Annotated in this window: 27 protein-coding genes; 9 read left to right on the forward strand and 18 right to left on the reverse strand. The window is 33.5% G+C overall.

Annotated features, from left to right (window positions below):
- Nucleotides 1-164: 164 nt before the first annotated feature.
- From Q1V95_RS09615 to Q1V95_RS09630, 4 genes are all read right to left on the reverse strand, one after another.
- Complete coding sequence (locus tag Q1V95_RS09615; RefSeq protein WP_300673153.1) at nt 165-677, reverse strand: nitroreductase; 513 nt, start codon at nt 675-677, stop codon at nt 165-167.
- Nucleotides 678-715: 38 nt separating this feature from the next.
- On the reverse strand, nt 716-1,618 hold the full coding sequence (locus Q1V95_RS09620) for a C-type lectin domain-containing protein (protein ID WP_300673154.1): 903 nt from the start codon (nt 1,616-1,618) through the stop codon (nt 716-718).
- 10 nt (nt 1,619-1,628) lie between these two features.
- The gene (locus tag Q1V95_RS09625) at nt 1,629-2,021 is read right to left on the reverse strand and encodes a hypothetical protein (protein ID WP_300673156.1); all 393 of its coding nucleotides are present in this window, start codon (nt 2,019-2,021) and stop codon (nt 1,629-1,631) included.
- Between the two features lie 190 nt (nt 2,022-2,211).
- A complete protein-coding gene (locus Q1V95_RS09630) occupies nt 2,212-3,138 on the reverse strand; it encodes a hypothetical protein (protein ID WP_300673157.1) in 927 nt (308 codons plus the stop codon).
- A 175-nt stretch (nt 3,139-3,313) separates the two neighbouring features.
- Between Q1V95_RS09630 and Q1V95_RS09635 the strand changes: the two genes are divergently transcribed.
- From Q1V95_RS09635 to Q1V95_RS09655, 5 genes are all read left to right on the forward strand, one after another.
- The gene (locus Q1V95_RS09635; RefSeq protein WP_300673159.1) at nt 3,314-3,745 is read left to right on the forward strand and encodes a lipocalin family protein; all 432 of its coding nucleotides are present in this window, start codon (nt 3,314-3,316) and stop codon (nt 3,743-3,745) included.
- Nucleotides 3,746-3,762: 17 nt separating this feature from the next.
- Nucleotides 3,763-4,398: a porin family protein gene (locus tag Q1V95_RS09640; RefSeq protein WP_300673161.1), complete on the forward strand. Its 636-nt coding sequence runs from the start codon at nt 3,763-3,765 to the stop codon at nt 4,396-4,398.
- A gap of 6 nt (nt 4,399-4,404) precedes the next feature.
- Nucleotides 4,405-5,046 (forward strand): porin family protein, encoded by a 642-nt coding sequence (locus Q1V95_RS09645; protein ID WP_300673163.1) that lies wholly within the window; start codon nt 4,405-4,407, stop codon nt 5,044-5,046.
- A gap of 6 nt (nt 5,047-5,052) precedes the next feature.
- Complete coding sequence (locus tag Q1V95_RS09650) at nt 5,053-5,691, forward strand: porin family protein (RefSeq protein ID WP_300673165.1); 639 nt, start codon at nt 5,053-5,055, stop codon at nt 5,689-5,691.
- 99 nt (nt 5,692-5,790) lie between these two features.
- Nucleotides 5,791-6,369 (forward strand): hypothetical protein, encoded by a 579-nt coding sequence (locus tag Q1V95_RS09655; protein ID WP_300673167.1) that lies wholly within the window; start codon nt 5,791-5,793, stop codon nt 6,367-6,369.
- Nucleotides 6,370-6,436: 67 nt separating this feature from the next.
- Here the strand turns inward: Q1V95_RS09655 and Q1V95_RS09660 are convergent, their stop codons facing one another.
- From Q1V95_RS09660 to Q1V95_RS09675, 4 genes are all read right to left on the reverse strand, one after another.
- Entirely contained in the window at nt 6,437-6,883 is a 447-nt protein-coding gene (locus tag Q1V95_RS09660) for a KTSC domain-containing protein (RefSeq protein WP_300673169.1), read from the reverse strand.
- Nucleotides 6,884-7,460: 577 nt separating this feature from the next.
- Nucleotides 7,461-8,006 carry a hypothetical protein gene (locus tag Q1V95_RS09665; protein ID WP_300673171.1) on the reverse strand — a complete coding sequence of 182 codons (546 nt, stop codon included), beginning with the start codon at nt 8,004-8,006 and terminating at the stop codon, nt 7,461-7,463.
- A 55-nt stretch (nt 8,007-8,061) separates the two neighbouring features.
- The gene (locus tag Q1V95_RS09670; RefSeq protein ID WP_300673173.1) at nt 8,062-9,009 is read right to left on the reverse strand and encodes a BatD family protein; all 948 of its coding nucleotides are present in this window, start codon (nt 9,007-9,009) and stop codon (nt 8,062-8,064) included.
- A gap of 279 nt (nt 9,010-9,288) precedes the next feature.
- Nucleotides 9,289-9,429 (reverse strand): hypothetical protein, encoded by a 141-nt coding sequence (locus Q1V95_RS09675; RefSeq protein WP_300673175.1) that lies wholly within the window; start codon nt 9,427-9,429, stop codon nt 9,289-9,291.
- A gap of 150 nt (nt 9,430-9,579) precedes the next feature.
- Here Q1V95_RS09675 and Q1V95_RS09680 point away from each other — a divergent pair, with 150 nt between their 5' ends.
- Entirely contained in the window at nt 9,580-9,981 is a 402-nt protein-coding gene (locus tag Q1V95_RS09680) for a hypothetical protein (protein WP_300673177.1), read from the forward strand.
- Between the two features lie 28 nt (nt 9,982-10,009).
- On the forward strand, nt 10,010-10,369 hold the full coding sequence (locus Q1V95_RS09685) for a hypothetical protein (RefSeq protein WP_300673178.1): 360 nt from the start codon (nt 10,010-10,012) through the stop codon (nt 10,367-10,369).
- 202 nt (nt 10,370-10,571) lie between these two features.
- Here Q1V95_RS09685 and Q1V95_RS09690 read toward each other — a convergent pair whose 3' ends face one another.
- The 7 genes from Q1V95_RS09690 to Q1V95_RS09720 all read right to left on the reverse strand — a co-directional run bounded on the left by Q1V95_RS09690 (nt 10,572) and on the right by Q1V95_RS09720 (nt 17,813).
- Complete coding sequence (locus Q1V95_RS09690) at nt 10,572-11,210, reverse strand: hypothetical protein (protein ID WP_300673180.1); 639 nt, start codon at nt 11,208-11,210, stop codon at nt 10,572-10,574.
- A gap of 2 nt (nt 11,211-11,212) precedes the next feature.
- Nucleotides 11,213-12,304 carry a hypothetical protein gene (locus Q1V95_RS09695; protein ID WP_300673182.1) on the reverse strand — a complete coding sequence of 364 codons (1,092 nt, stop codon included), beginning with the start codon at nt 12,302-12,304 and terminating at the stop codon, nt 11,213-11,215.
- Between the two features lie 42 nt (nt 12,305-12,346).
- The gene (locus Q1V95_RS09700; protein ID WP_300673184.1) at nt 12,347-13,720 is read right to left on the reverse strand and encodes a toxin-antitoxin system YwqK family antitoxin; all 1,374 of its coding nucleotides are present in this window, start codon (nt 13,718-13,720) and stop codon (nt 12,347-12,349) included.
- A 90-nt stretch (nt 13,721-13,810) separates the two neighbouring features.
- Nucleotides 13,811-14,572, reverse strand: coding sequence for a toxin-antitoxin system YwqK family antitoxin (locus Q1V95_RS09705; protein ID WP_300673186.1), 762 nt, complete (start codon nt 14,570-14,572; stop codon nt 13,811-13,813).
- A 64-nt stretch (nt 14,573-14,636) separates the two neighbouring features.
- On the reverse strand, nt 14,637-15,350 hold the full coding sequence (locus Q1V95_RS09710) for a WG repeat-containing protein (protein WP_300673188.1): 714 nt from the start codon (nt 15,348-15,350) through the stop codon (nt 14,637-14,639).
- A gap of 11 nt (nt 15,351-15,361) precedes the next feature.
- The gene (locus tag Q1V95_RS09715; protein ID WP_300673190.1) at nt 15,362-15,832 is read right to left on the reverse strand and encodes a sporulation protein; all 471 of its coding nucleotides are present in this window, start codon (nt 15,830-15,832) and stop codon (nt 15,362-15,364) included.
- A 178-nt stretch (nt 15,833-16,010) separates the two neighbouring features.
- Nucleotides 16,011-17,813 (reverse strand): hypothetical protein, encoded by a 1,803-nt coding sequence (locus tag Q1V95_RS09720; RefSeq protein ID WP_300673192.1) that lies wholly within the window; start codon nt 17,811-17,813, stop codon nt 16,011-16,013.
- A 190-nt stretch (nt 17,814-18,003) separates the two neighbouring features.
- Here Q1V95_RS09720 and Q1V95_RS09725 point away from each other — a divergent pair, with 190 nt between their 5' ends.
- Nucleotides 18,004-18,309 (forward strand): hypothetical protein, encoded by a 306-nt coding sequence (locus Q1V95_RS09725; RefSeq protein ID WP_300673194.1) that lies wholly within the window; start codon nt 18,004-18,006, stop codon nt 18,307-18,309.
- A gap of 378 nt (nt 18,310-18,687) precedes the next feature.
- Here the strand turns inward: Q1V95_RS09725 and dnaK are convergent, their stop codons facing one another.
- The 3 genes from dnaK to Q1V95_RS09740 all read right to left on the reverse strand — a co-directional run bounded on the left by dnaK (nt 18,688) and on the right by Q1V95_RS09740 (nt 24,061).
- Entirely contained in the window at nt 18,688-20,583 is a 1,896-nt protein-coding gene (dnaK, locus tag Q1V95_RS09730) for a molecular chaperone DnaK (RefSeq protein ID WP_300673195.1), read from the reverse strand.
- A gap of 100 nt (nt 20,584-20,683) precedes the next feature.
- Nucleotides 20,684-22,372, reverse strand: a complete 1,689-nt coding sequence (locus Q1V95_RS09735) for a LuxR C-terminal-related transcriptional regulator (RefSeq protein ID WP_300673197.1) — start codon at nt 22,370-22,372, stop codon at nt 20,684-20,686.
- Nucleotides 22,373-22,480: 108 nt separating this feature from the next.
- Complete coding sequence (locus Q1V95_RS09740; RefSeq protein ID WP_300673198.1) at nt 22,481-24,061, reverse strand: T9SS type A sorting domain-containing protein; 1,581 nt, start codon at nt 24,059-24,061, stop codon at nt 22,481-22,483.
- 215 nt (nt 24,062-24,276) lie between these two features.
- Between Q1V95_RS09740 and ppk1 the strand changes: the two genes are divergently transcribed.
- On the forward strand, nt 24,277-26,340 hold the full coding sequence (gene ppk1 / locus Q1V95_RS09745) for a polyphosphate kinase 1 (protein ID WP_300673199.1): 2,064 nt from the start codon (nt 24,277-24,279) through the stop codon (nt 26,338-26,340).
- Nucleotides 26,341-26,344: the final 4 nt, after the last annotated feature.

The raw sequence follows: 26,344 nt of genomic DNA on the forward strand, positions 1-26,344 counted from the left end.
AAGAAAGGTTTCCCTTTTTTACCGTGTCTTTGTAATCTAATTTTTACTGACATATTGTTTTAATTTTTGGGATCACGTCCCGGTTAAATTTTAATAGTGTGCAAAGATAGTAATTTCTTTTTATTTGGAAGAAAATTAATTATCAAAACTATTTTTAAGAAAAACTAAGCCAAACTTCCCATATAGAAAAGTCCCAAACATTTTTGGTTTTCCTCAATTTTTAAAGAATCTTTAAGATGATTAACCAAAGCTGGCGAGCTCCAATAGCAGCCAATTCTATTCGCCGTACAAGTTAAATACATATTTTGTACAGCCATCGCCGTTGCTGCAATCTCTTCCCAATCTGAAACAAGTCCACTAAACTCACAAACGATAGAGATTACAATATTCGCTTTACTTATTTTGAAACCAATATCCTGATATTTCTTTTCAAGAAAAGTTTGTGGTGGCGTTATGTTTTTATAGATAGATTGTAGCTCTTCACCAAGTTGCAGCTTTTCCTCATTTCTAAAAACTTTGAAACGCCACGGTTTTGTTTTTTTGTGATTAGGCGCCAAAACAGAAGCATTAAGAACTTCTTCCAAAATATGTTCTGGGATTGGTGTATCTGTATAGTCTTTTGGAAAAACACTACGTCTTTCTTCGATAATATGTTTTAAAATCTTTGCATTTTCCATGTGGTAAAAATACAAAAAAGTCGCCTAAGCGACTTTAATTATTTTTCGAATTCGATAATGACGTGATTATAAGGATTTGCCCATCCTGGATTTGCACAAGGGATATCGTTCCATTTCCTTTCACTATTATTAGCCTTTGCAATTATATGAACACAACCTTCATTTTGATTCTGATTGTTAGGCTCACCTGTATTAAAAAAATGCTCTGTAGTTGACTTGCTTCCCCACGTAATCTGAGATTCTTCTCCAGTAATCCAAGTAAACTCGACACCATTGCCAGAAAAATTAACTTTATTATAGCCTATCCAAATAGAGTTGGTTAATTTTTTAGTTACATCATCAGGTTCAACGATATTTTTTTTAACCCATTCCCACTCTTTAAGAGTTGTAAAAGTTGCAAGATAACCACCTACAGACTCCGCAGTATTATACACTTCTTGCCAAGATGGATTCTGCACACTTGCCACATAAGCGCAATACCAATGACCATTTCCTCCCTCACCAGCAGTCCATTGTAGACATCCTTTAGGTTCGTAATCTATACCATTATGGGTAATTTTATCCTCTCTATGAACGCCATTAGCTTCATAAGGCAAATAAGACTGAAGAATACCATTGGTTGTCACCTTCAGAATTTCTCCTTGCTGGGACGCATGCCACTCTCCATTAGACCAAAAATAGTAAGAAGGCTTTAAAAACACATCCTTATCGCCATCCAAAGTCGTTGTATTAAAAACCAGCAAACCCTCTGCTGGATTAGGTATTGTTATGTTATCTTTCCTACTCTTCAATGCAATGTGCGGCCCCAAAAATCCTCGATCTTTTGAAACGATATCCAAAGAGGTACTAGGGTGCGGCGTCTGTGTACCGATCCCCACTTGAGAAAACAAAAATATATTTACAAAAACGAACGCAACTAAACTAAATATTTTTCTTGTCAAAACTATTATTTTACTGATTAAACTCTACGATGATTTGCTTTATTTCTGCAGATTCAAAATTCTTAGAATCACAACCCGCACTATACCACAACCTATTTTGATTATATGCACTACCAGAAATCAGAGCGCAGAGACCAGCAGCATTTTTGCTTTCATAATCACCAACATAAGGATTAGCTCCATAATAATCTACAGTAGATTTAGGATTACCAGGTGCAAAAACAGCCTGTACACTTGCGGAGTTTCCCCAGCTATTATTCCAAGTTTCACCAGTAATCCATCTATACTTATAAGGGTTACCAGGCGTTCTAACAGTAGCATACCCAAGCCAAATTGGACTAGTTACATTTTTGACAAGATTCTCCTTAACAAAATTCCATTCGTTACTAGAAGTTACAGTCAATATATAAGCGTCAAGAGATTTCGCAGCACCAAACAATTGACCAAAATCAACGCTACCACTTAACTCATAGCCACAATAGGTATGACCATTCCCGCCAACATTTAATTCCCATGTTACACACTTAATCTTAGTTGCATTAATACTTCCAATCTTAAAATTCTCAGGAGCAGACGCACCAGGTGTCTTTGGGTCATAACCGAAATCCTGCCACCAATTTGGCTTCTATATTTTGACCTTGTTTTTTTAAAAGCCTCGAATACTCGTAACTAAGATTAAAATAATCATAATCCAAATTCATACTTTTTGCAAAAGCAATTCCTTTTTGGATGTTTGCCAAAGCTTCTTTTGGATTTCCAATAGCATTGTAATACCTTGATTTTTGAAGATAAGCAACGACGTTATATTGCGATTCGGGAATTTTTGAAAGATAAACATCTGCATTTTTCAAAGCGTTGTTCATCAGGCTCAGATTCTTTATTTCAAGATAAGCATTTGCCAAATTAAGATACGCCCAAGCTGCTGCTTCGTTTTTATTTTCAGCAGTTTTAAGAATTTCCAAAGATTTGTTGTAGTACGAAATCGCTTTCGGGAATTCTCTATAATTGGCGAAAACCAAACCGACATCCACCAAATAAGTAGCCTGAAGGGTTTTGTTGCCCGACTTTTCCGCAAATGGAATACACTTTTCTAAGGTAATATTTAGGAAGTCTTGTTGATCTTCCTTGCCTTGTTGCAGAACCGCGTAGTTGTGCCAAAGTTTCGCACGATATTCAAAAGTTTTGGGATCTGTATAATTTTTCAGTTTTTCATCCGCTTGTTTGTAAAGGCTTTGTGCTTTGTCAACATCGTGATCGAAGTAAACACCAGCTTTATAAAAAAGTAAAAGTCCTTTCAGAAAATTATCCTTTTGGACATATTCGTCGGCAGTTTTGAGACTTTGGAAAGCTTTTACCGTATCTCGATACGACCAATAATCTGACAATTCCATTTGCGCCAAAGCTTTGTCATGATTTGTATTTGCTTCTCGAAAACGTTTTTCCAAACTGTCTTTTACTGGACTTTGTGAAAAACCCAGTAAGAAGAAAAATAGGAATACAAAAATTGAAAAATTTCTCATTTCGATTAAAAATACGCAAATATTTTAGTAAAAATAAGAGACTTTAAGCAAGTAAAAAACACTCAAAATCAATTTCCCTAAAAACAGGGAGAAAAAAATCCATCTTTTTGAGGATTGTATCTGTGGTTTTAGGAATCTACTTTTGGAATACAATCTAATCTTAAAAATAAATAAAATGAATTACACTAAATTTTTAAAACTGGTTTCACTATTTGTATTTGTTTGTTTTGGACTTTTGTCTTGCCAACGTGATAGTGAAGATGGAGGAAGCGCAAGTTCTGATCCTTTCGTAGGAAATTGGAAATTGAAAGTAGTGACTTACCAAGGACAAAGTCAAGATGTAAGCAATGCAACTTGCTGGAAAGATAGCAATTTGAATGTCGATAAATCAAACGCAAAATTCACACTTGTAGTTCCGAATTCGGATACTGGCGCTTGTGAAAGTTCTTCGGATACTTATCAATGGACGAAAAAAGATGGTACTTATTATTATACTGAAAATGGGCAACAGCAAGTACTTCCGATAAAGCTATTGGATAACAATGCGACTTTGCAACTGACACTTGCCTCTAATGGATCAACATTTATCTTCTCTTTTAGAAAATAATTTTAAAACCGATTACAATGAAAAAGCTATTTATGTTTCTGTGCGTTTTATCATTTTCATCGATTTTGGTAAACGCACAGAAAAAGAAGTCAACCAAGAATTCGACAAAACCAAAAGTTGAATTTGGAGTGAAAGCTGGTGGAAATTTCTCAAACTTTTTAGGCAAAGACGCTTCCCGAGATTTTAGCTATAAATTCGGATATTATGGTGGCTTTCTAGTTAAATATTCTTTTAGAGAAAGAATGAGTTTGCAAGGGGAAGTTTTGTACGATGCAATGCAATCCAATAGCAAGGAACGAGAAAATGGTAATACGGGTTTTGCAGAAATGAGCTATGTAAGCGTACCAATACTTTTTCAGTACGGTATTACGGATAAAATATATATTGAAACTGGACCTAATATTGGTTATAATATTAAATCGCAATTCACATCAGTCACCTATAATAATGAGGTAGTTGATTGGAAATACGGGACAAAAAAAATGAATTTTGCATGGGCGTTAGGAGGCGGCTATAACATTACTAATAATCTCGCTGCTAATCTTCGTGCAAATATTGGCGCTGCAAGTCCTTTCAAAAACATTGAAAAGAGAAACTCGGAAAAAATTAGGTTAATGAGTTTTGAGTTAGGACTCACTTACTACTTTAAATAGTGCAAGATGAAAAAGTTACAAATACTGGTCTGTGCGCTGTTGCTTGGTTCTGTTTCGGTTAATGCACAGAAAAAGAAAAACCACAAATCATCAACAAAACCAAAAGTTGAATTTGGGATAAGAGCTGGTGCGAATATTTCTAAAATTAATGGAGATGATTACTCCTATATTTTTAGTAGTAAAATTGGTTATTTTGGAGGACTAGTTGTCAAATATCCTTTGTCAAAAACATTGTCTTTGCAAGGTGAAGCCTATTATAATATGATTGGATCAAAGGCTAAAAATCAGCCAGCTTTGGATCCGTTTAGAGTCAACTCCAAGATAGCTTATGTTTCCGTTCCAATTTTGTTTCAATTCAAAATCTCACCTGAGTTTTATCTAGAAACTGGCCCTGAAATAGGTGTTAATTTAAGTTCAAAAAATAAGAACATAGATACTGGTGAAGTTTTCATAATGAAAGATACAAAGCGTATAACATTTTTTTGGGGAATTGGGACAGGGTATTATCTCACCGAAAATATTGCAGCAAATTTCAGAGCTAATATTGGAATGAATTCACCTTTCTTCAAAACGGTAAACGCGGAGGGAACTTCGGATCACTTTAGGATGAATAATTTTCAGCTGGGATTAGTTTATTACTTTAAATAAAGCAAAATGAAAAAGTTACAAATACTGGTCTGCGCGCTGTTGCTCGGTTCTATTTCGGTCAATGCACAGAAAAAGAAAAACCACAAATCATCAACAAAACCAAAAGTTGAATTTGGGGTAAAGGCAGGAGCTAGTTTATCTAAAATTACGGGTCCTGATGAGTATTATACTTACAATAATAAGGTGGGATATTATGGTGGATTAGTTGCGAAATATTCTGTAGCTCCAAAATTTGATTTGCAAGCAGAACTACTTTGCAGTATGTTAGGAACAGGCATGAAAGCAAAGAGAGAAGATTATATTAATAATGGAAATCTAAATATGTCTTACATTGTTTTGCCGATAATGGCTCAACTCAAGATTTCACGAGAACTCTATATTGAAGGCGGTCCTGAGTTTAGTTTTTTGGTTGACTCAAAACTGAAGGATAAAGAATCTAGCAAAGAAAATGAATGGAAAGACAGGTCAACTAAATTTAATATTGCTATTGGTTTTGGAGGTGGATACTATTTTACAAATAATCTAGCTGTAAATCTAAGAGCCAATCTTGGGGTAGGAACTCCTATTGCTAAAACAAGTGACCTTAAAGTGAGTGAATTTAGATTGAACAATTTCCAACTCGGACTTACCTACTTTTTTAAGTAATGCAAAACTTCATATTCAAATTAATTTACAACGAAAAGTCTTTTGTGTATTCAAGAGGCTTTTTAATTAAATTTCTATATTTGAAATAAAATATCAATTATGAAAAAGAATTTTAGTAAAATTATTTTAGGTTTATTAGTGTTAGTACTGGTTGTAGGCTGTCGAAGCAGCAGTTCTAACGATGATGATTTTTCTACGACTTCCAACAAATATTATTACACAGCAAAATTAGATGGTGTGGAAACTAACTTTTTGCACACCGCAATTTTACAAGGTGGCGGAAATGGTGGTCGTATGGAGCATATTGTGTTGGCTGGTTACATCAAATCGTTTCCTACAACAGGAAATGCTAATGATACGCCTCCAGCATTTGTTTTTGAAATTTGGAATATGGGTGGGAATATTACCGCTGGTATTTATGATGGTGTAAAAGGCGGAAGCTATGATGATGACAGCCCTGATACTTACAGTTTGGATGCAGAATATCTACCAAGTGTAACCACGCAATTTGATGCAGCTGATACCAAAAATTTTGTTTTGAATATTACGGAACTTAGCAAAGAAAATGGAATAAAAGCTACTTTTTCTGGAACTTTAACTTCTAGAGATTTTCCTGGAAAAACAATTACGGTAACCGATGGTAAATTGTATCTTCCTTTTAATAAGTTGGTACCTTAGAATCTTAAATTTTAGCATAAAAAATCCCTTCAAATATATGGAGGGATTTTATTTTGTAAAAAGTTGCTTAGTCAACCATCGCTTCACCAGACTTACGGTAAATGAAGTTGCCGTAGATGTGTCTTCTTGCAAAACGACTTGGTGAATCTGCATTTACCATTTTGATAAATGTATTTCTTGGAACACCAATGTACTCGTACATTTTACCATTCAAATGTTGAATTTTCAAGATTGATTTTTCGTAATCGAAATCTTCAATATTGCTTTTAGAAATAGTTTCGGTGTATTCTTCTTTGTATTTTTCTTGCGTTTCTTTGTTGATGCTCACCAAAAAATGATAAGCTTCAATAACAGATTTGCTTTTTTCTTCCGCTTCTAGTTTTCCCTCTTCATCATTGACGAATTTATCAGGATGCGAATCCTTCATTGTGTTTCTGTAAATGGTTTTCAACTCTTTAAGAGTTACATCTTTATCTACACCAAGAAGTTTTCTGTGTTCGCCAATTCTTTTCATTTTTCTAGATTTTAAATGATTTCAGTTATACTTATGTTCTGAATTTCGGAGTGCAAAACTACAAAATATTTTTTGAAATTCAATGTTAAAAAATTGATAATGTGTTGATTGTATATTGGCTTCGGATAAAGTAAGCGTTTTTTTGGTTTAAGTAAGTATTGCAATTTAAAGCAAAACTTTTATTCTTTAATTAATAGCGTTGAAAAGCGCATATGTTCCTAATCCGATGACAACTGCCGAGATGAAAAATAAGAATAGGCTTGTGCTTGCTAGCTCATTTTGTTTCGCAATGTATAGGCTAATGGCCTCAACAAGAAGATATAAAAGCCAGACTCCTGTAAAATAATAACTTAGATAGAAGGCACCTAAGAGTCCTTGATCTTGGTCAATTAAATAACAAATCAAAGTTATTAGTGGAATGGCAACAAGCAGAACGCTAACTCTTATAATGTCGTGTTTGCGAGGATCAGTTTTTATTTTAGCATTATTAATTGTTAAGCGTATTAACAAGACAAAAATGAAGATCAGAATTAGTGGTAAAGGTATCATGGTTTTGTAAAAAAAGACTTAAAATATATTACGAATTAGCTTTCTTCCATGATAAACCTTTAGTATTTTCAGAAGCGATTTTTTTCCAAACTTCTGCTAAACGAATTACACATTCATTGAAAAAAGTTTTATTGTTAGAGTAATCATATTCAGTCGTTTTAATTTTGTTATTGGAAGCATCTGCACCAGCATCCCAAAAAATTGGAGTCACCAACTTTTCAGTGTTACTCCTATCTTTATACAAAATCAATAATCGAGGCTTGTCTTTTCCTATAATTTTGGAATCTACATGTGCTTCCATTTCATACATTTCACACCGACTTCCAAATGGACCGTATTCAAAAACTTTATATTCTTTCTTTGTTTTAATAGTTGGATCCGAAGATTTGGTAACATAGAATACGACGCCTGTCTTTTGCGTGTTTTCTTGATAATAACCTTCCACAATAATATTCATTTTGGCATTATAATTTTCCAAAAGATCTTTGTATGGCGTTCTCACTGGGCGACATGCGAAAGTCATAATGGTTGAGAAAACGAGAAAGAGGTAGCTTAGTAATAGTTTATTTTTCATAAGTTTTTTGTGTTTTAGGTAATTTAAATTTTTAAAATTGGAATGAAATTAAATTTTATTCAACATCAATTGATGCTTTGTTTGAGATAAGTTTTAGTTTTGAAGCGCCTTTGTCAGTCACAGTATAGCTCCCTTGATCGTTGGGAGTAAATTTGCCAAAATAATCAGTATTACTTTTATATATCTGATAATCGAATGTACTAGGACCAAAACTATAAGTTCCTTTATTTTTTGGAGTTAGGGCAAGTTCAACAATTAAAGTTTTCACGTAATTTTCATTACCAACTTGTTCCATCGATTGTCGAAAGTTGGACATGTTCCAATCAATATTTACAATGTCGAAATTCTTTGAGAGCGTTTCTTCAAAATCGTCAATCCCCGCAATATTGTCCAAAGTATCTTCAACGTTTAGGTTGATTTGATTGTCTTTTCCTGCAAGAGACACATTTTTAGCAGGTAAATGTATTCTTTGTGTTTGCGAAAATTTTGAATATTCGTAAAGGCTAAGTTTTATGCTATCTCCTTTTTTGTACTTGGATTTATCTGTTGACCAAACGACTTTAACATTGTTGGGATTAACACAAATATTGTCCACAACATTGATGTGGAAAGGAGTGCTTTTGTACTCCTTTCCTTTGTATTTTACCGTGATTGTCGGAAAGTCAATACGTCCGAGTTTGGTTGGTTTGGCGTAAGTGTAGAATTTATAAAAGCTTGTAATGACTTTATCATTATCGTCTGTTATGCTAGTTGCGTAGCTTGGTCGTACATTATCTAAGCCGTCCGTAAGTTCTAAACCATCGATTACTTTGGCATTGATGGAAATAGATTCTGGCTTATCTTCAAAATATACGTTGAAATCAATATTTTTACCTAATTCAACCTCAGGTTGTACAACAAACCAAACGAATTCTTTCTCCTTTTTTATTTGGGAAGAAAAATTAGTGCATGGAAAAATTACTATTATTAGTACGAGCAGAAAAGTATATTTAAAATTCTTCATCGGTGTTTTTTAGAGTTTTTATTGAAATTATTTGGTAAGATTTATTTCACATTTTTAATAAAACAAATGCTAGTTTTAAAGTCAATCGAAATATTGAATCAGCTTATATTTTTCAATACTACCAAAATACGAAAATTAAGGAAATAGTAGTAGGAGAGGAGTTCGTGTTTTTTTTAATTTTAATCTTATTATTAATTTTTTAAAAAAGAACATGATTTATTGCTTATTATTAACGTTTGTTGAGTTTAGGAATGTGCGATTTTTTTTAAGGCATAAAATCTATTCAGTTTTATGAAGTACTTTGTCATAATTGTTTTCTAATGTTACAATCAGTCCGTTATTTTTTTCGACATACTTCTCGTCCTCACAAACAAAGTCATATGTCATTCCATTTTTTTTATTAGAAAGGAAATGTTTCATTTAAAGCAGTTTTCGTTTATATTTAGGTAGCTTTTTGTTTATGGAAAAGACATCGTATAAAACCTTCTTGATAAAATAGTGATGCAACTTAATGCTGATGACATTTATAAAAAGTAGAAACACAAAAAGATACTTAAATTATTAATAACTATGGAAAAAAATAATACCTCTGAAATGTATGCTAGTGATTTTAATGGTGAAAAAGTTATTAAACAAAAGGATGAACTAATTAAGTTTTTGGATAATCGCCCCGCATTGAATTCAAATTATTTTATTTTTACTTTTAGCGAAACAGGATTTCCTCAGCTAGCAATTTTTGTGAAAAATAATTATGGAGTTGTGTATTACCTAGACAATAATCAAACATTTATTTCGAGTAATCCAGAGCCAATCAATGTAGGTGAAACAGAGATTTTTTACGAAAATTCAAAAGGTGCGTTAGTGAAACTGCCCCAAAAAAGTATTCTATCTCAAAATGAAATTGAAGCGACAGTGTTGGCGTTTTATGAAACAAAATATCGCCCGCTATTAATTAATTGGCAAGAAATTTAAGACAATATAGTTTGTAAAATGGATATTGATGAATAAATTTTCAATGTTTTCGAAGTATGGTGGAGCAGATACCAGTCCTCTTGTTCGTCCTTTTGAAAAGAAAATCGTGAAAATATTGGAAGAATTGAATGATAATGCTTACTCGATAAACGGCATTCAATTTCACATCGAATTAAGAGTTGATGGCGATTTATTTCGATATGGCGATCCATCTGGATGTTCTCATCTTAAGTACTTTAAAAAGAAAAACTTAATTGCAATTACGATAGGAGTGGGCTATGATTTATTTGATAAAAAAGAAAACATTGACATTTTTTTGCGAGAGAATTTAACAATAGCGATTACGCAAATGATAACAAGAATAGAAAAAGAAAATATTGAAAATTGATAGAAATAAATTGCTCGCTGATTTAGATATATTAATAAAAAATATTTGGTAATCGATAAAAAATATAGGATTCTATTTTGAGAACGACATAGCAAGCAAAGTGAAATTTCCTTTATCCATCAGGAGAATTGGTGTAGTTGTGTAATCTTTTATTTTTAAAATTTAATTCCTAGCATTTATTTCTGAAAGATGAAAATTTGTTTTATTCGGTTTTTATTCCGTGACGTTTAAGCCGTTCCTGTGTATATTCACTAACAAAATTCAACGTGTCAACAAATTGATAGTTAGTCATTTTGTGCGTTTTTAGATTGTATTCACTTTTGTTAAGTACATGATCATAATTATTTTCTAGTGTTACAAATACATCATCATTTTTCCAATAGGCATCTTCAACCCAATAATAAGATCCATAAAAGGCTATCTTTTTAACTTTTTTTGTTTTTAGGTCAACCAAATTTAATTCTTGGTCAACATCAAAACCTGCATTACCATCGTCGTCAAGAACCCAATTTTCAAAATCCAAGTACCTAGTTCGTGATGGGTTGTAAATCAAAAATGGTGTATAAATTTTGTCAAAATCGGCTTCATAAACAGGCACTGTGCCTCCTTCTCTATCAGCATCAAAATCAGATTCTCCAAGATTTTTTATAGCATCAGGTCGGAAATGTTTATCATGATTTACATAATATGCTATCCAATTTTTGTAAACGCTATCAACGGACTTTTCTTGAGAAGCTCTAGTTTCAGATTTTCCATTTTTTGAATGATCTACAATTGGCTGTTGCATTCTTTTGTTGCAAGAAATAACAGCAAGCAGGATGAAGACTGAGATTGTTTTCATATTTATTGCTTTTTAGATGTTATAATATACAAAGTATTTTCAGCATCGTAACTTCCGCCATTGAACAGTATAAAATCAAAATCTTTATTGATGAAAAAAGAGTATTCCCAATTTAATTTCTGAAAATCTTTTTTATACTTTTGGACGTCTTCACCTTTTATATGCCACCATTTTTTTTCCAAATCATAGTCATCAAAAAAAGTTTTAGCCATTTTAAATTTCAAAGTGTCAGTTTTGAATGGAATTTGACAATAAAAGTTGGCATCAAATGTTTTTACATTATGTGTTCCTACCGCCATTGATCCATTAGAAACGTCTTCTGAACCATATTCTGTGATTTGCATATAGACGGGTAACACTTCTGGCGAATTATTGTTGTATTCTTCCTTCCATATTCCCTTATGATCTTTAATCATTGAAATTTTTTCAAAATTGGTATAGAAATAATACCATTTGTTGTTTAAAAAGTAAACAATAGAACCAAAACGCTCAGGACGTTCGTAGTCATTGGTTTTGTAATAATAAGGTGATTTTTCATTGATTTTATCAAGCAGTTCTTCCTGTTTTTCGTTGCTCCAAGACAAATCCTTGTTCACAGGTATGAAAGATTTTTTTATAGTATCATTATCCAAAATCCAAGTGTTATAATACCCAAATCTAGGATTCACGATATAGTCTCCCATAACAAACTCTTGATCTACTTGGTTGATTTTTACTTTTTTGTAAGTTGATATAATTGTACCAGTTCTGTCTATTTTTTGATAATTAATACTGGCATTATCTCGGCCCGAGTATTCTTCTTTTGGATTTTTCGTTAAAGACAAAATAATTAATTCATTTTTTGAACTCACAAATTTCTCTGTATAAAACTCACTTTTTATAAAGGGTTTTATGACATAATCGCCCGCAGTGTAAGTTTTGTTTTTATTCAAATCAAGGTAGTTTTTGTACTTTTCAGGAATTTTTTTGTCAAGAAATAAATTTTTGAAGAAAAATTCTCCACTCAAACCTTCAGCCAGCAAGCCAAGAATGATTATAGCACCTAAAATGTAAAAGATTTTGCGACGTTTTTTATTATTTAGATTTTCATTCATTTTTAACTGGATTTGAAAAATTGAGAAGACTAATTTCGAATGTTAATTCTGATTTTTGGGTTCTATATCATCATCCTGCATAGGTTCATCAGTAGAAACTTTCTTTATTATTTTACCTTTTTCATTGTAATAAGTTCGAACTTTTGTGTCGTAATTATCTAATTGTATCAATTTTTTATTTTTTGGATTGTACCACTTCCAAATGCCGACTTTCTTTCCATCTGTATAGTTTGAGATTTTAACAAGCTTTCCTGCATCATTATACCATTTCCATTCCCCATTCCCAAAACCGTCTACAAATTTTCCAGAATAATACAATTTTCCATTTTCATGATAAATTTTCCATAAGCCATTTTCTTTAGCGTTTTCTAAATTTCCAATTGCCTTTGGGTTTCCATTCTCATAGAATCGTTCCCATTTGCCAATTGTTTTTCCAGCAAGATAAGAACCTATATTTTTCAATTGTCCATTGATGTAGTAAGCTTTCCATTCTCCTGTTGCTAAATCATCAGCATATTTCCCTACTGATTTTAATTGACCATTTTCATGATAAAATTTCCATTCGCCTGTTTTCTTTCCCTCTTTTCTAACACCAGTAAAAAAAGGTTGCCCGTTATCGTAGAATTTTTTCCACTCACCAGTTTCCAAATCGTTATCATAGCTGCCAACCAAAATAAGAACATCATTTTCATTAAAATTTTTCCATTCTCCAACTTTCTTTCCATTTTTATATTGACCAACAACCTCTATTTTGCCACTTGGACGATAAAATGTGTATTCTCCATCCCACTTAGCATCCAAGAAATTGATATTAGCTTTCAATTGTCCTGTATCATAATAATACGTCCAAAGTCCAACTTCTAGACTTTTATCATAGTTACCCGTTTTGTCTATCTTTCCATTATTAAAATAAGCAGTCCAAACGCCAGTATGTTTTCCATCAACATACAATCCTATGGTCTCTGGCTGTCCGTTATCATAAAAACGCTTCCATTCTCCTTCTGGTTTTCCGTTAGAGAAAATACCAACATTTTGCAATTTTCCATTTTCGTGAAAGCCTTCCCATTTTCCTGTTTCTAAGTCATTTTCGTACTTTCCTGTTCCAGAGAGTTGACCATTTTTATGATATTCTCTGGACAATCCTTGTCTTTTGCCGTTTTTATAGTTCGAGATGATTTCTACTTGCCCGTTGTCATAATATCCTATCCATTTACCCTGCAATTGTCCGTTCTTATATTTTCCAATGTATTTTAGGTTTCCATTATTGTAATAATATTTCCATTTGCCTGTTTTTTGCTCCGCTTTATTAAACTTTCCCTCTGACTTTACACTGTCAATATCCGCCATAGCAACGCGTTGTCCAAAAACTAGAACAGTGTTAAAAAAAATAAATAGACTAAGGGTATAGGTTTTCATTGCAGTGTTTTTTTAATGTTGTTAACTTAATAAAAGAAGAAAATTTATGATTTGATATAAAACTCTGAAATTAATTAATCACCAATTCCATCAAAAATTTTTGGTTTCACTAAGCCGCCCTTTTTCATCATAAAACTTGAATTTTCCGACTTTTATACCATTTTTAAAAATACCTTTTTCCGCAAGCTTTCCATTTTCATGATAAAATCGCCATTTTCCATTTTTTTGTCCTTCGGAGTAGTTGGAAACATTTTTAAGATTTCCGTTTTCAAAATACCATTTCCATTGACCAGTTTCTAATCCGTTTTTATAAGTTCCTTTGCAAGCCAATGCGCCGTTTGGGAAATACCATAACCATTCGCCGTGCGATTTACCTTCTTTATAATTTTCACTTAGTTTTAAACCGCCGTTTTCATAATAAAATGACCATTTTCCATTCTTTTGACCATTCAAGTAATATCCGATAGCTTCTTGATTTCCGTTTTTGTAAAACCATTTATCCATTTGTATAACGCCGTTTTCATAAGTCGCTTTATTGTATAAAAAACCATCTTTGTAGAAAACCCATTCGCCAATTTGCTTATTGTTATCAAAGCTTCCGTACTTTAACAAAGCGCCTTTTGTATCGTAATATTTCCAATCGCCATTGCATTTTCCGTCATTAAAGTTGCCAGTTTTCCACAATTGGCCATTGTCATAATAATACTCCCACAATCCTGTAGGATTTTTATTTTCGTTAAGTTGACCTACTTCATTTTTAGTTCCATTATCGTAAAAGGTGTTAAACGGCGTTTGCGCACTTACAAAAAGCTGCGCGAAAAACACTGTTAAAAAAATAAGCTTTATTCTCATTTGATGGACTTTTTGATTATATAAAATGCTTTTTTAAATGGTATTTGCCTGTTTTCCTCCCTAATTATTCCTTTTCTATTTGATGCCACTTGAAAACTTTGGCGTGGTCATCGTATTCCATTTTGTAACTTTTATCGTTTTTAGAAAAAATCAAATAATGGTACGCCCATTCAGAATAAACTTTGATTACTTTAGTCTTTGACGAAAGAATTTGCGTTCCCTTATCATCAATCCAATATTCATTTTCATATTTATTTTTTCTAATCTTAGTTAATGGAAAATCAGGACTTAAATACTTAATCTCTTCAAATTTGATAGGAAACTTCCAAATTCTATTTTCTAAATCAAATACGCCAACTTTATCATTTTTGCGAACTAAGTAGATTTCAGCCTTTCCAAAATAACTAATATCATCATAATCGACGGGAAGGATTTCATTTCCTTTTAAATCCAGAATTCCATAGGAAACATTGACCAATTTTTTTTTGTTGATATCCTCGCTGGAAAAATTCTTTTCTGATGCTCCGTTTCTGGATTTACTGAACGTTATGGAATTATCATCAAAATAATCTGAGCTTCCGCTTCCGGCAGTGTTAGATGTGGAAAGTGTCGTACTATTCGTAGCTGTATTGATCGTATTTTTGGCGCTGCGCGATACATCGTCTACTTTCTTTACTGCTTTGTCCGCTTTATCTAAAATTTTCCCCAAAATCTGTGCATTAGTCTGTGTGCACAATCCTAAGAAAGATATTGCTATAATTTTCAATTGTGTTTTCATCAGAATAAAATTTAGATTAACTTGATTTCTTTCTTTTCTGATGGATCCAGAACTGCAGATTTTACATCGACATCAACAACCACAAAAAATGCAGATTTTTCTTGATTCATAAATTTTAAACCTTTTCCTAAACCTCCCATCAAGCCACCTTTCTCGGAAAGTTTGTCCATATCCGATTTTGACTCTTCGAAATTAATGCGAAACAGAATTTCTTTTACCTCACCAGTTCGGATGGTAAATGCTTCAAAACTGCTCCATTTCCCCAATTCAAATTTTTTCTTCTTTTTGTTTTCGCCAACTCCGGTAGTAAATTCCTCCTCTAAAATAGCCTGAATTTTTACGATTTCTTGATCGCTTTTTGTAGTAAGCGTGATTTTTCCATCAACGAATCTTGATGATTTTTCAACTTGTGACGGCACTGTGAATTCTATTGATACACCGCCGATTCCTAATTTGTTTTTGATTGTTCCGAATAATCCCATTTTTTTAAACTTTTTAGATTAGTACTATTTTGAATAAATAATTATTACTCAAAACTATTAGTGTCAGTATTGAAATAAAAAAAAACGGGGTTTACAAAATGGTTACCATGCAAAAAAAAATCCGTTACAAATGGTCTACATCTTTCGTAACGGATTGATATTGAATATTTTATTTTCGCTAAATATTTTGAATGAATTGCGCGAGATCGTCTTCCTGCGACAAATTAATTTTCTTCTTAATGCGGTAACGAGACATTTTCACAGTCGTATGATCGACGCCCAAAAGGTTAGCAGTCTCTTTATTACTCATATTCATTTTGATATAAGCGCAATGCTTTAACTCATTCTGAGTAAGGTTAGGATATGTTTCCGACAGCTTGATGAAAAAATCGGGATGCACTTTTTCAAAATGCAATTTTATTTTGTCCCAATCTTTTTCAAAACTAATGCTTTGTTTAAGATTTCTTGTAATTTCTAAAAGTTTGTCGCGGTTTTCAATCGAAGTATCGTTAAGAAGTTGCTGCATTTTTAGTTGTAAATCCTCCAACATTCTATTCTTTTCCTGAACATACAAAGTGATAGACGCTAATTCGCGATCTGTATTCTCTTTTTCTAATAGTAAAGATTTTTGCTCTTCTACCGCAAGTTTTTTGTTCAAAACTGCTTTTTCTTCCTCTTTTTGAGCAATTTCCTTTTCTTTTAATGCAATGTCTTTTTCAGAAAGCAACAACTTTTCCTTTTTTTCGAAAAGGCTTTGTTTTAATTTGAAATTTTTTCTGGTATTAAAAAACAGATATAAAGCACCTGCAAAAAGTACGAATGCCAATAAAATAAGCCAATTTTTTAGATGTGAAGATAATTTGTAACTCTCCAAAAGTTTTTGTTTCTCTTCATCTTTATATTGATACTCCAATTCTTTTAAAGAAATCGCCTGCTTTGCGCTGGAAATAGAATCTTTTATTTTAGAATTTACAAGAAATTGTTTTGCAGCATCCTCAGATTTTCCTTGGCTTTTATAAAATTCCGTAAGTAGGTCTCGCGCTTGCAATTCCATGAATTTGTCGCCACTTTTATGGACATCAGAAATTGTTTTCAACAAGAGTTCCTCCGCTTCCTTATTCTTTCCTAAACTCATTAAAATTTGAGAATAACCTACAAGGTAAGAAGTATAGTCAACTTTTCCTTGTTTTGCAGTATTTATAGCAGTATTAACAAGATCAATCGCCTCTTTTGCATTACCCATTTCAAATTGTGCGCCAGCAGCATTATAATACGCGGAAGAAGCTTCTTCGGGTAATTTATTTTGCATGGCAAGTTCTGCAGATGTCATGTTTAGTTGATACGCCTCCTGAAACTTTTTTTGATCCATTAATACATAGTTCTTCTTATTGTTAAATGACAATTGAAGTTTTGTGTTGGGATGTGTTTTCAGTAAATTTTCTTCGATCTTAGAATATTTATCAGAAGTTTCAAAATCTTTATTCATCGCGTAAATCCGACTAATCTCGCCTGCCACCTGAGCTTGTTTTAAGTAATCTTTCGAATCCACATAATATTTATAAGCCTTAAAATAGTGAGATAAGGCGTTCTTTAATTCTCCTTTCTTATCGACAACAATCGCATATTGATGATTTAGAATACCGATGGCTTCAGGTTCCTTTAAACCTTCAATATCCTTAAACGCTTTATTGACAAATTCTTCCGCTACAGGCAAATTTTTGCTATCCAAAAATATCCACCCAAAAGTTGAATTGGCTTTTGCAATTGACAAAGGACTCCCTTCTGAAATAGCATATTGTTTAGCCTCAGACGCTAAATTTAAAGCAACAGTATTGTTGTCGTTTTTTAGCATTTCGGTCCGCGCTTTATCGCAGAGTTCATCCGTCTTTTTATCGGATTTAAAAATAGGCGTAAGATTTTGAGCTTTAATCGTTATTAAAGTCAAGAATGCTATAAAGAAAGTTAGGGATATCCGTTTCATCTTTGTATTGTGTAACAAATATAAATTTTTGATTTAGAATTAAGAAATTAATATTGGTTAAGAAAAGTAATTTGTTTGAAAAATCACTTTCTTTAAAAGATATGGTAAAAAGATTATCTTTTTTACAAGAATTTCGAATTGATATAAATTTCGAAATTAGCTATTTTTGTTAATAAAAATTTTCCAAAAAATGAATCTATCTGCCGAAAAAATTGAAATAATCAAATGGATTCAATCATTAGAAAATCCAGCATTGATTGAAGAAATCAACAGAATCCGAAAAAGAAAATCCTTCGATTTCGAAAAGGAATGGGAAAGAGGAATTTCGGTGGAAGAATTAAGAGCCAGAACAAGGGATTTTATTAAAGCATTGCCTTGGAAAAATAAATTTTATTCTACAAAGCAAACGCAAATACAACTTGGTATATCTTCCTTGAGAATTTTGGAAACCACTACCTTGTTACTTTCATTACCAATAGCCATTCGGAATTGGTAAGTTTTCTGTAAAATTCACACATATTTATAAGAGATTCCTCGTACCTCGGAATGACATGCGGATTGTCATTTAGAACAACATGCTGTGAAGTGAAAAACATAAACCTGTTAGGTTTTAGAAACCTAACAGGTTTGGGGGAATTCAGAAAGCTAAGTTCTTTGGGGAAACTTAACCTTGTCAAGGTTCAGAACCTTGACAAGGTTTCAAAAAAAGCACATTTTAGCCCCGATTGTAGCAATTGTTTGAGCTCTTTGCAGATGTGATGGATTTGAAAAGGACTGCAAAAGCGAGTGCGAAAAGCGGGAAATAGCTCCTAAAAAATACAAAAAAATCCCCTCACTTTCGTGAAGGGATTTTATATTGCTTAACTCGCTGAGTTTATTTTACTTCTTCGAAGTCAGCATCCTGAACATCGTCTGCACCGCCGTTAGCAGCACCTCCTTGTTGTTGTCCAGCATCTGATCCTGCTTGTTGACCTTGAGCGTACATTTCTTCTGAAGCAGCCATCCATGCAGCATCTAAAGCTTCAGTTTTAGTTTTTGTAGCATCAAAATCTTTAGCCTCGAAAGCTGTTTTCAATTCTGCTGCTGCAGATTCGATAGCCGCTTTTTTGTCAGCTGAAAGCTTGTCACCAAACTCTTTCAATTGTTTTTCAGTTTGGAAGATTAATCCATCTGCTTTGTTGAAAACTTCAACTTCTTCTTTTTTCTTAGCATCAGCAGAAGCATTTTCTTCAGCTTCACGCTTCATTCTTTCGATTTCTGCATCAGAAAGACCTGAAGAAGCTTGGATTTTGATAGATTGCTCTTTACCAGTTCCTTTATCTTTCGCAGAAACGCTCAAGATACCGTTAGCGTCGATATCGAAAGTTACTTCGATTTGAGGAACTCCTCTTGGCGCTGGTGGAATATCTGTAAGGTCGAATTTACCGATTTCTTTGTTATCGCTGAACATTGGTCTCTCACCTTGTCCAACTCTGATGCTTACTGCAGGCTGATTGTCAGACGCTGTAGAGAAAACTTCAGATTTTTTGGTTGGGATCGTTGTGTTCGCGTCAATTAATTTAGTGAACACAGAACCCATAGTTTCGATACCTAAAGAAAGTGGCGTAACATCTAATAAAAGTACATCTTTAACATCACCTGTTAAAACTCCACCTTGGATAGCAGCACCTACCGCTACAACTTCGTCTGGGTTAACACCTTTTGAAGGTTTTTTACCAAAGAATTTTTCTACTTCTTCTTGGATAATTGGGATACGTGTAGAACCACCTACCAAGATAACCTCGTCGATATCGTTAGCTGATAAACCTGCGTCAGATAAAGCTTTTTTACAAGGTTCCATAGATCTTCTTACCAAGTCAGCAGATAATTGCTCGAACTTCGCTCTTGTTAAAGTTTTAACCAAGTGCTTAGGTCCAGAAGCCGTTGCTGTGATATATGGCAAGTTGATTTCTGTTTGAGAAGACGCTGATAATTCGATTTTCGCTTTTTCAGCAGCTTCTTTTAATCTTTGTAATGCGATTGGGTCAGCTTTAAGGTCAACACCTTCTTCAGCTTTAAACTCGTCAGCCAACCAGTTGATGATAACATCATCGAAGTCGTCACCACCAAGGTGCGTGTCTCCGTTTGTTGACAATACTTCGAATACACCGTCACCTAAATCAAGGATTGAGATATCGAAAGTACCACCACCAAGGTCATAAACTGCGATTTTTTGATCTTTATGTGCTTTATCAAGACCGTAAGCTAAAGCTGCAGCTGTTGGTTCGTTGATAATTCTTTCTACTTTAAGACCTGCGATTTCTCCAGCTTCTTTAGTAGCTTGTCTTTGTGCATCGTTAAAGTACGCAGGAACAGTAATTACCGCTCTTGTAACTTCTTGACCTAAATAATCTTCAGCTGTTTTCTTCATTTTTTGAAGAATCATAGCAGAGATTTCTTGAGGTGTATATTCTCTATCGTCGATTTTTACTTTTACAGTATCGTTAGGTCCAGCAACTACTTTGTAAGGTACTCTTGTGATTTCTGAAGCGTCATCTTTGAAGTGCGTCCCGATAAATCTTTTGATTGAGTAAACTGTTTTTGTAGGGTTAGTTACCGCTTGTCTTTTTGCAGGATCTCCTACTTTTCTTTCGCCATCTTCAGTAAATGCTACAATAGATGGGGTTGTTCTTTTCCCTTCTGCGTTAGGGATAACTACAGGATCTTTACCTTCCATTACTGCTACGCAAGAGTTGGTAGTCCCTAAGTCAATTCCGATTATTTTGCTCATATTTTTATTTTTTTAATTTTTAAAATTGTTGTTATGGAATTCTCAATCTTTGTGCCATTGCAAAATGCTGACACAAATAGTTATCAACAATGACAAATTGTCAGTTTTGAGCAATAATCTGTTTGAAGAAGACGTCAAAAGAGTCATCATTCTCAAGTTTTAATTTTTTACGAAGACGATAACGCTTAGTATTGACGCTGTTTGCAGAGATGTTAAGCGCTGTTGCAATTTCTTTGGAATTAAAACCTTCATACAATAATGAAATAAGATTGGTGTCCGCCGTCGTTATTTCTGGGAATTGTTGTTTTAATTTAACAATAAGCTCTTGCAGATTTGATTTTGAAATGTTTGAAATATTTTTGATTTCAGAACTTTGATTGGTTAGTTTTGAAAACTCCAACTTGATTTGGTTAATGTCTGCTTGACTAAGGTTCTCAGTTTTCTTTAATCTTAAAGAAAGGTCTTCCAAGAACGTGTTAAGACCTTCGGACTGTTTTACAAAAGATGAAAGATATTGCTGATTAAGGCTATCTTTTTCTTGCAAAATAAGTTCTTTCAGACGTTTGTTCTCGAGTTCGACTTCAATGATTTTTTTGTCTTTTTCGATGCTGATTAGTTTGCGCTTGTTATTTTTTCGAAGTAAATAAATACTAAAACAAGCAATTAAAAGCAGCAGTGCCGAAATTGCAAAAATGATGTAATAAGTGCGTTGCTTGGTTTCCAGTTGTGATAAAGAAAGCTCTTTAGTTTTGATTTCGTTTTCGAGTTCAACAACCTTTATTTTATCCGAGCTCGTTTTTTCAGCTTGTGAAATTGTTATCTCGTAATATTTTTTTGTGTACTCTAATGCTTTTGTGGGATTTCCGATTTCGGTGTAATACTCCCTATAGTCATCATATATGGTTACAAGATAATCTTCAATATTGTAATCAAGGGCTTCTTTTTCGGCGCTGGCAATCGTTTTTTCAAAATTTGAATAATCTTTTTTGGCTAAATAAATTTCGGCAATATTAATGTCTGAAAAGATTTTTAAACGTAATTGCTTGCCAGATTGGAACAATGCTTTTGATTTTTCAAAATAATCCAATGCTTGGTCGTATTTTTTTTCTTCGGTGTACCACTGGGCTTCACGATTCAGAATTAAACCTTGCATTTCCGTATTTCGGAAATTGGCGTTTAGTTTCTTTGCAATGTCATATTGCAATTTTGACTGTGCAGTAAAATAAGAAAGCGAATCTTGTGGTTTAGTGGTTTTGAACTTTTCAAAATAGACGTAGCCGACATTTAGATATAATTTTATAAGGCTAAGTGTATCTTTTTGAGTTTCCAAAAGAGGAATCGATTGTTTGAATTTTACAATCTTTCTGTTGAGGTCGGTTTCAACATTGGCTTGGTTGAGAATGGCCTGACCTTGTTTTTTAATGTTTTTTGCTTGCTTAGCTTCACGTTCTGAGTCTAGAAAATATTGATAAGCTTTTTTGAGATTGCCCTTTTGTCCCCAAAATATGCCAAGGCTGAGGTAGGTGTCAGCAAGCCAATCTTTGTTGTTTTGTTTTTTAGAAATTTCAAGGTTTTTGTTAAGTAAAGACAGTGGATAATTGATGTCCGTGAAATCATTTTTGTTAACGATTCTATTGATTTCTAAAATGTCACCATCTTTATATAACGAGGTGACTACATTTTTTAAACTATCACTTTCCGACAATTGCCCGAACATCAAACTACAATTTGTAATCAAAAATAGAATGATAATTTTTACAGAAATAAGTCTAAAAATGTTATTGGGCATTTGTTTTTTTGCTAAGATATTAATCTACTACTAGCAAATTTAGACATTATTAAATAAAAAAAGGCTGCCTCTAAAAAGAGACAGCCTCACAAACTTGATAACTTAAAATTATTCTTTGATAACTTTTTGAGTTGTAATATTGCCATTGACATCTTTTATTTTTAAAAGATAAGCCGCTTTTGGAAGTCCATTTAACGAAATGCTGGTTTGGTTGTATGTCGTTTTAAGACTTTTTCCTTGCATGTCGAATAATTGTGCTTCGGCGATTTTAACTTTAGAATCGATGTATAGCGTTCCTTTTGTTGGATTTGGATATACCGAAATCATTTTTTTGTTATTAGCTTCTGCGGTTGCTAATACAGGCGTACAAGTTCCTAGAATTTGGAAAATGTTTTCAACACCTTTTCCATTGTCATTGATTTTTGGAGTCCATGTCGCACCGTTGTCAGTTGAACCTAGCGCTGGTAAACTGTTGTCGTCGATGTCATAAGCAACCCAACGGATTGGATATTCGTTGTAAGCCGTTGTAACACTTAACCAATACTTTTTAACAGACGCATTAATAGGGAAGTCAAATGTGGTCGGGAAGTTAATTTGTATGCTTTGGTACAATCCTCCACTGAAAGGTTGTTTAACTTGTAGGTTGTCAAAGGTTTTGATGATTGTTCCTGGTTTTCCATTGTTATCTTCGTGGATGTTAATGATGAATGGCGGATAATCTTCTGCGTGGTCTATGTCATAGTTAACAGACATTTTTATTCCTTTAAAAGTAAACTTATTGTTAGCTTGGATACTAATATCGTTTGCGACAAGTTGATTGCTTTGTCCATTTATTCCAGCCAAATAAGAAGCTGTACCATCATATTTTTGCTGACATGGATCGCTATCTCTCAGGACTGTGATAACAATATCACTGTAGATGCTAGGGTCATCTACACTTTTTGCTCTAATTGTTGCTTTGCCTGGAATGTAAGTGTATACTTGACCTTCCCAGATACTCACGTTATCTGCTCCCTCAACGATTTCCCACACAACTTTTTGATTGGCAGTGCTAGGATTTACTTTTGCATTTAGTTGGATGCTTCCTCCAACGACAACACTTGTAGACGCGCCACCTTCTACTGATATTTCCACGTTTTGTGGTTGTATTCTCGTATCTTCTTTAACGGTTAATTTTCCTAACCAAACTGTTGAGTTTAGTTCTGGATCTAAACCTTGAAATCTGAAAGCCAACTTGACATTTGCCTGACCTTTCAGCGCATCTAGTTTTGCATTAACTAACATAGTAGAAAAGTCATACCAATAGTAGAAATCGGAAGTGTCCCATAATTTTTTCCAAGTAGTACCATTGTCAATTGATGATAGAACCTCAAAGCTCAAAGCATTTTGTCCAGCATCATAAGTGCTAAAATTGGTAAACATTTCCATATAAGGTTTAGTGCTGCCTTGTAGGCTGAATGATGGTGTAATGAGCCATTCGTCTACAGTGCCAGAATCGCCTTCTGCACTACAAACAGCTTCATAACGTCCGTCAGATTGTTCTAAAGATATTTCCCAATTATGTTTTGGGTTTGTTTTTTTGATTGTCCAAGTGGAGGGAATTGCGCCACCTGAGAAGTCTTCAAAAAAGTATTGTGCGTAGGTCAACTGAATACACAATATTGTTAGTAGGTAGAAGAGTTTTTTCATATCTAATTTGTTTTGAGTTGGTGATTCAAAGATTAAAAAAAATTAAGATAACTCATTGTATATGGTATAGACATGATATAGACAATTTGCTTAGTCGTTTGATTATTAGTTGGTTGTTGTTTTTTTAATAAGGCTGTTTTATAATCTTTATTTAATATTAAAATCCTCTTAAAATGGGTTTTTAAACGTAAATTTGAGAATTAGCATTTCTATTTATGGCGCAAATATATAATCCTAGGGATATTACATGGTTAGGTTTTAACGAAAGAGTCTTACAAGAAGCAAAAGACAACACAGTTCCGTTACCTCTTCGAATTCGATTTTTAGGAATTTTCTCAAATAATTTGGACGAGTTTTTCCGAGTAAGAGTTGCAGGATTAAAAAGAGCGATGGATTTTAAAACCAAAATTATCCAAGAGTCTTTTTATGAAGCACCTTCAAAAATTTTGGAAAAGATTACCAAAACTGTAATTACACAGCAGGAAGATTTTGATAAAACTTGGCGTGACATTCAAAAGGAAATGGCGAAGCAGCATGTCTACATCAAGGATGCGAAAAACTTAACAGAAAAACAAAAAGATTTTGTTGTTAAGTATTTTGACGAAGAGGTGGAAAGTAATGTTATTCCGATTCTTTTGCATGACAATGTGCCGATGCCTTATATGCGCGACAAAAGTTTGTACATTGGTATTGCGATGCGTCGTAAAGACTGGACTTACGAAAGTAAGTTTGCGATGATTGAAGTGCCAACGACAACCAACAGCAGATTCGTGATTTTGCCAACGGAAGATAAAAACGAAAAAAATGTGATGCTTTTGGAAGATGTTATCATCTATAATTTGCCACATATTTTCTCGTATTTTGGATATGATGAGTTCGAAGCCAATTGTTTTAAAGTAACAAAAGACGCCGAATTCGATTTGGACAACGATATCAAAACAACGCTTGCCGACAAAATTGAAAAAGGTATCAAAAGTCGTCGAAAAGGAAAACCGACACGTTTCGTTTTTGATAAAGAGATGGATAAAGCGCTTTTGGAATTTTTGATTAAAAAATTAAATCTTTCCAAAAAAGATAGCATTATTCCGGGGCAAAAGATTCATAATTTTAGGCATTTTATGGACTTTCCAGATGTCTTCAAAGCTTATGAAAAACCTGTTGAGAGAACGCAATTTACACATCCAGCATTTGCCCAAAAAGAAAGAGTGACGGATGTTATCATCAAAAATGATGTCTTGCTGACATTCCCATATCATACTTATGTACCAGTTATCGACTTGTTGCGAGAATCTGCGATGGATCCACATGTTAAATCAATCCAGATTACAGCTTATCGCTTGGCAAGCAATTCCAAAATTATCAACGCGTTGGTTAATGCTGTACGAAATGGTAAGGAAGTGACTGTGATGTTAGAGCTTCGTGCGAGATTTGATGAGGAAGCCAACCTATTTTGGAAAGAACGTTTGGAGCTTGAGGGTGTAAAAGTTTTAGTGGGAATTCCAAACAAGAAAGTACACGCTAAGTTGTGCGTTATCAAGAAAAGAGTGAACAACAAAACCATACAATACGGTTTTATTAGCACCGGAAATTTTAACGAGAAAACGGCAAGAATCTATGGCGATAGTTTGTTGATGACAGCAAACCGTTCGATAATGGCGGATATTAATAAAGTTTTTAATGTTCTTAAAAAGCCAAAAGCTGATCCAATGCCAGTTCTCAAAACTTGTAAATCTTTGTTGGTGTGTCCACAGTTTATGAGAGATAAAATTATTTGGCATATCGACAGAGAAATTGATGAAGCTAAAGCAGGACGCAAAGCCGAAATGATTATCAAAGTTAATTCGCTAAGTGATAAAATTTTAATAAACAAACTTTATGAAGCTGCCAATGCTGGTGTCGATATCAAGATGATTGTTCGTGGAATCTATTGTGCGGTTAATCAAAAGACTTTCAAAAAGAAAATTCATGCAATTAGTATTGTTGACGAATATCTAGAGCATGCAAGAATTATGTATTTCTATAATAAAGGTCAAGAGAATTTTTACCTTTCATCGGCAGACTGGATGGCGCGGAACCTCGATTTCCGTATCGAAGCAGCGACGCCGATTTTGCAAAAGGATCTTAAAAAGCAGCTTAAAGATATGTTAGAGATTCAGCTAAATGATAATGTGAAAGCTAGGATTTTGGACAAGAATATCCGCAACGAATATGTTAAGGCAGATGGTAAAAAGCCGATTCGTTCACAGATTGAAATCTATCATTATTTAAAAAATCTGTAATTTT

Origin of the sequence: Soonwooa sp. (assembly GCF_030151385.1) — a bacterium.
In the GTDB taxonomy this organism is placed as follows: domain Bacteria; phylum Bacteroidota; class Bacteroidia; order Flavobacteriales; family Weeksellaceae; genus Soonwooa.

What these genes read in the sequence shown, in the direction of transcription:
- Q1V95_RS09615 (WP_300673153.1), bottom strand. Translation starts at nt 677, where the DNA reads ATGGAAAATGCAAAGATTTTAAAACATATTATCGAAGAAAGACGTAGT.
- Q1V95_RS09630 (WP_300673157.1), bottom strand. Translation starts at nt 3,138, where the DNA reads ATGAGAAATTTTTCAATTTTTGTATTCCTATTTTTCTTCTTACTGGGT.
- Q1V95_RS09635 (WP_300673159.1), top strand. Translation starts at nt 3,314, where the DNA reads ATGAATTACACTAAATTTTTAAAACTGGTTTCACTATTTGTATTTGTT.
- Q1V95_RS09640 (WP_300673161.1), top strand. Translation starts at nt 3,763, where the DNA reads ATGAAAAAGCTATTTATGTTTCTGTGCGTTTTATCATTTTCATCGATT.
- Q1V95_RS09645 (WP_300673163.1), top strand. Translation starts at nt 4,405, where the DNA reads ATGAAAAAGTTACAAATACTGGTCTGTGCGCTGTTGCTTGGTTCTGTT.
- Q1V95_RS09650 (WP_300673165.1), top strand. Translation starts at nt 5,053, where the DNA reads ATGAAAAAGTTACAAATACTGGTCTGCGCGCTGTTGCTCGGTTCTATT.
- Q1V95_RS09655 (WP_300673167.1), top strand. Translation starts at nt 5,791, where the DNA reads ATGAAAAAGAATTTTAGTAAAATTATTTTAGGTTTATTAGTGTTAGTA.
- Q1V95_RS09660 (WP_300673169.1), bottom strand. Translation starts at nt 6,883, where the DNA reads ATGAAAAGAATTGGCGAACACAGAAAACTTCTTGGTGTAGATAAAGAT.
- Q1V95_RS09665 (WP_300673171.1), bottom strand. Translation starts at nt 8,006, where the DNA reads ATGAAAAATAAACTATTACTAAGCTACCTCTTTCTCGTTTTCTCAACC.
- Q1V95_RS09670 (WP_300673173.1), bottom strand. Translation starts at nt 9,009, where the DNA reads ATGAAGAATTTTAAATATACTTTTCTGCTCGTACTAATAATAGTAATT.
- Q1V95_RS09675 (WP_300673175.1), bottom strand. Translation starts at nt 9,429, where the DNA reads ATGAAACATTTCCTTTCTAATAAAAAAAATGGAATGACATATGACTTT.
- Q1V95_RS09680 (WP_300673177.1), top strand. Translation starts at nt 9,580, where the DNA reads ATGGAAAAAAATAATACCTCTGAAATGTATGCTAGTGATTTTAATGGT.
- Q1V95_RS09685 (WP_300673178.1), top strand. Translation starts at nt 10,010, where the DNA reads ATGAATAAATTTTCAATGTTTTCGAAGTATGGTGGAGCAGATACCAGT.
- Q1V95_RS09690 (WP_300673180.1), bottom strand. Translation starts at nt 11,210, where the DNA reads ATGAAAACAATCTCAGTCTTCATCCTGCTTGCTGTTATTTCTTGCAAC.
- Q1V95_RS09695 (WP_300673182.1), bottom strand. Translation starts at nt 12,304, where the DNA reads ATGAATGAAAATCTAAATAATAAAAAACGTCGCAAAATCTTTTACATT.
- Q1V95_RS09700 (WP_300673184.1), bottom strand. Translation starts at nt 13,720, where the DNA reads ATGAAAACCTATACCCTTAGTCTATTTATTTTTTTTAACACTGTTCTA.
- Q1V95_RS09705 (WP_300673186.1), bottom strand. Translation starts at nt 14,572, where the DNA reads ATGAGAATAAAGCTTATTTTTTTAACAGTGTTTTTCGCGCAGCTTTTT.
- Q1V95_RS09710 (WP_300673188.1), bottom strand. Translation starts at nt 15,350, where the DNA reads ATGAAAACACAATTGAAAATTATAGCAATATCTTTCTTAGGATTGTGC.
- Q1V95_RS09715 (WP_300673190.1), bottom strand. Translation starts at nt 15,832, where the DNA reads ATGGGATTATTCGGAACAATCAAAAACAAATTAGGAATCGGCGGTGTA.
- Q1V95_RS09720 (WP_300673192.1), bottom strand. Translation starts at nt 17,813, where the DNA reads ATGAAACGGATATCCCTAACTTTCTTTATAGCATTCTTGACTTTAATA.
- Q1V95_RS09725 (WP_300673194.1), top strand. Translation starts at nt 18,004, where the DNA reads ATGAATCTATCTGCCGAAAAAATTGAAATAATCAAATGGATTCAATCA.
- dnaK (WP_300673195.1), bottom strand. Translation starts at nt 20,583, where the DNA reads ATGAGCAAAATAATCGGAATTGACTTAGGGACTACCAACTCTTGCGTA.
- Q1V95_RS09735 (WP_300673197.1), bottom strand. Translation starts at nt 22,372, where the DNA reads ATGCCCAATAACATTTTTAGACTTATTTCTGTAAAAATTATCATTCTA.
- Q1V95_RS09740 (WP_300673198.1), bottom strand. Translation starts at nt 24,061, where the DNA reads ATGAAAAAACTCTTCTACCTACTAACAATATTGTGTATTCAGTTGACC.
- ppk1 (WP_300673199.1), top strand. Translation starts at nt 24,277, where the DNA reads ATGGCGCAAATATATAATCCTAGGGATATTACATGGTTAGGTTTTAAC.